This is a genomic window from Rhizobium sp. P1_E1 (assembly GCF_056406015.1).
On sequence record NZ_JBFUAY010000387.1, the window covers coordinates 1 to 2,603 of the forward strand.

The following is a 2,603-nucleotide window of genomic DNA, read 5'->3' on the forward strand; positions in this document are numbered from 1 at the left end:
TTACAGTCCAGACCTCAATCCCATTGAGCAGGTCTTCGCCAAGCTCAAGCATCTCATCAGAAAGGCCGAGCCACGAAGCGTCGAAACAACGTGGCGCACCGCCGGTCACATGCTCGACGCATTCGCGCCTGACGAATGCGCAAACTATCTTAGAAACTCAGGATATGCTGCCGTCTAAAAACAGCACGCTCTAGGCACGTTGCAAAGGGACATCTCAATGAGATGGCGGGATAGTCGGACAAGCAGCACGCGACCGTGACGACGAGCGCGGTGTTCTCGGAACGCAAAGCCGCACCGGCGGCAGCGAAGGTGGCCTGCATGATAGGATCCTGTCTTGTAAGAAGAGAGGTCAGTTTTCGAGAAAGGTGAGCTCGCTGACGAAACCTTCGGCATCGCCTCGAAAAAGTGAGCGGCTGAATTCGATCGCGCGGCCCGAAGCAAGATAGGCAACGCGCTTTGTTAAAAGACCAGCCGTTCCGATCGCGACGCCAAGCGTGGTGGCGTCCGGATCTTCGATGTTAAGTGCGAAAGTGCGCTCGATCGCACGAATGGGTCTAAAGTTTGCGTCCGCGAGTGTGTTGCAGGTGGAAGAGGTAACGGTACGAGCGGCGGGCAGGAACTCGGAGGAAATGCATATGCGTTCAATCGCAAGCGGCTGGCCCGCCGAGCTCCGCAAATGGGTGATGCGCACGACGCGACTGTCGCTTGACAGGCCGAGTGTCATCATCTCCTCGGGTGCGGGATGAGACGTGCTGCGCTCGATGCACTCGACTTTCGTGCCCGATCCAAGCCAGGAAATGTCACCCGTCAAAAGGTTCGCGCGTGACGGAGGCTGATCTGCGCGGACCGCCGATCCGGCTACGAAGGTTCCTGAGGCGCGCCTGCGGACCAGAAATCCGTCTTGGACGAGATGGTCGATTGCTTTGCGGACCGTTACACGGCTAACGCGGACATGTTCAGCGAGGTCTCGTTCGGGATAAAGAACGTCGCCCTCTTTGAGTTTACCCGACAGGATCGCCTTTTCAAGCGCCAGCCGAAGCCTTTGATAGAGCGGACCGGCGCCCTTGATGTCTGTGTCCCATCCTGGAAGCATGGCTGCAAGCCTGTCACTCATTCGATCGCTTTCAGATGCCCGAAGCGCGACACAGCCAAGGCCACGGCCCCGCTCAGTGCATCTCCTTCGGGCGTTACCAATAGACTTTGATGCCGTGCAGCGATCCAGGACGAATACAGCGACCCCAATCCGCCGAGCAGGCAAATCTTCTGCGTTCCTCGAGCGACCAGACGATCAAGTGCTTCGTCAACTGAAACAGCGGCTTCTTGCAACAGGCGCGCGGCGACGGCATCGCCCTGTTTCATGTGCTCGAATACGCGCGGCGCATAGCGGCCGAAGGCGCCGGGCTTTGCCTGCCGCGCAAACTCGACGATATTGCGTGGGTCATTTTTGAATTCCGCAAGGACCGAGGCGGTCATCGCGGACATGTCGTGAATGCCGTCATATGCTAGCAGCGTTTCTTGCAAAAGCGCATGTCCGATACGAGCGCCGCTGCCGAGGTCGCCCACAGTAAAGCCCCATCCGCCCACGTAGGTCACCGTCTCGCAGTGGCGGGAAATGTAGATCGTGCCTGTTCCTAAAATGGCGACGGCACCGTCTTTATCACCAAGCGCGCCTTGTAGCGCGATCAGCCCGTCTGACTCGATGTCCGCCTGGGCGAAAGGTAGCCTGTTTTTCACGTAGTGAACGGCCTCGCCGACATTATTGCCCGCGACCCCCAGAACTGCACGCGCCGAGGCGATGCTACGCGCATTGATGCCAGCTGCGTAAAACGCCGCGCGGGTCGCACTGGCAATGTTGTCGAGCGCCGTATCCGGATCGGAAAGGATGTTGGCTGGCCCGGCTTGAGCCCGCGCAAGGATATTCCCGTTCGAACCGGCGACTGCCGCACGGCAGCTCGTGCCACCGCCATCGATTCCGATTAGGTATGCGGTCATCCGCCCGTTCCTTCAGGAGGTCATCTGACACAACGTCGATCGCGTTCGGGCCGCCCCAGCTGCCCTCGTAGTGTTCGTACGTACGTCGCACAAACATACTTTAGTGTCAATTGGAAAACCGGCTGGCGAGGGCATGGGGCGAGACTGTCGCGAGTAACCCTCATGCAATTTTGGGAAAAGTTCGTGCGCAAAGACGTCGACGGCTTCGTCGCCAAGATTCGAAGATCTTTGCTTCGTTGTTCAAGTTTGAAGGATTCTTCGGACGGCATCGTGTCGAGGCAGTCGCATCAAACAACAGCCATGGCAGGGAAACTTTGATCTGGATCAAAGCGCGGTCCCGGCGAAATTGATAATCATCAAGCCGTGCCGGAAAACGGGATAGCCGAACCCGCAATCGCGGCGTAATCATCTCGGGCATGCCCGGCATGCGCAGCCACGCCCGCCACACGCGGATTTCGAAGGGATCAGGACATGGACGTCGTAAGCAGTGACGTTTCGGACGCCGGCACTCTCGTCGCCTGCCGTTCCTGCCAGGCGCGGCACGGCGTCGTCTGCGGCGCCTTGACCAACAGCCAGCTCCGGGATCTCGGCCGCCAATCGCTCCGCCGCAC

The 2,603-nt window shown here is 59.0% G+C and carries 2 protein-coding genes and 2 pseudogenes; 2 read left to right on the top strand and 2 right to left on the bottom strand.

All coding sequences use genetic code 11. The features are described from left to right. Positions 1–178 (top strand): annotated as a pseudogene (locus AC1D1Z_RS36095) (IS630 family transposase); the annotation flags it as partial. Positions 179–349: 171 nt separating this feature from the next. Here the strand turns inward: AC1D1Z_RS36095 and AC1D1Z_RS36100 are convergent. Continuing rightward, positions 350–1,114: a GntR family transcriptional regulator gene (locus AC1D1Z_RS36100; RefSeq protein WP_477853594.1), complete on the bottom strand. Its 765-nt coding sequence runs from the start codon at positions 1,112–1,114 to the stop codon at positions 350–352. Next, the gene (locus AC1D1Z_RS36105) at positions 1,111–1,992 is read right to left on the bottom strand and encodes a glucosamine kinase nucleotide-binding domain-containing protein (RefSeq protein ID WP_128408581.1); all 882 of its coding nucleotides are present in this window, start codon (positions 1,990–1,992) and stop codon (positions 1,111–1,113) included. Before AC1D1Z_RS36105 ends, AC1D1Z_RS36100 begins: the two co-directional genes overlap by 4 nt. Positions 1,993–2,463: 471 nt before the next feature. Between AC1D1Z_RS36105 and AC1D1Z_RS36110 the strand changes: the two are divergent. Beyond that, positions 2,464–2,603 (top strand): annotated as a pseudogene (locus AC1D1Z_RS36110) (Crp/Fnr family transcriptional regulator); the annotation flags it as partial.

What these genes read in the sequence shown, in the direction of transcription:
- AC1D1Z_RS36100 (WP_477853594.1), bottom strand. Translation starts at nt 1,114, where the DNA reads ATGAGTGACAGGCTTGCAGCCATGCTTCCAGGATGGGACACAGACATC.
- AC1D1Z_RS36105 (WP_128408581.1), bottom strand. Translation starts at nt 1,992, where the DNA reads ATGACCGCATACCTAATCGGAATCGATGGCGGTGGCACGAGCTGCCGT.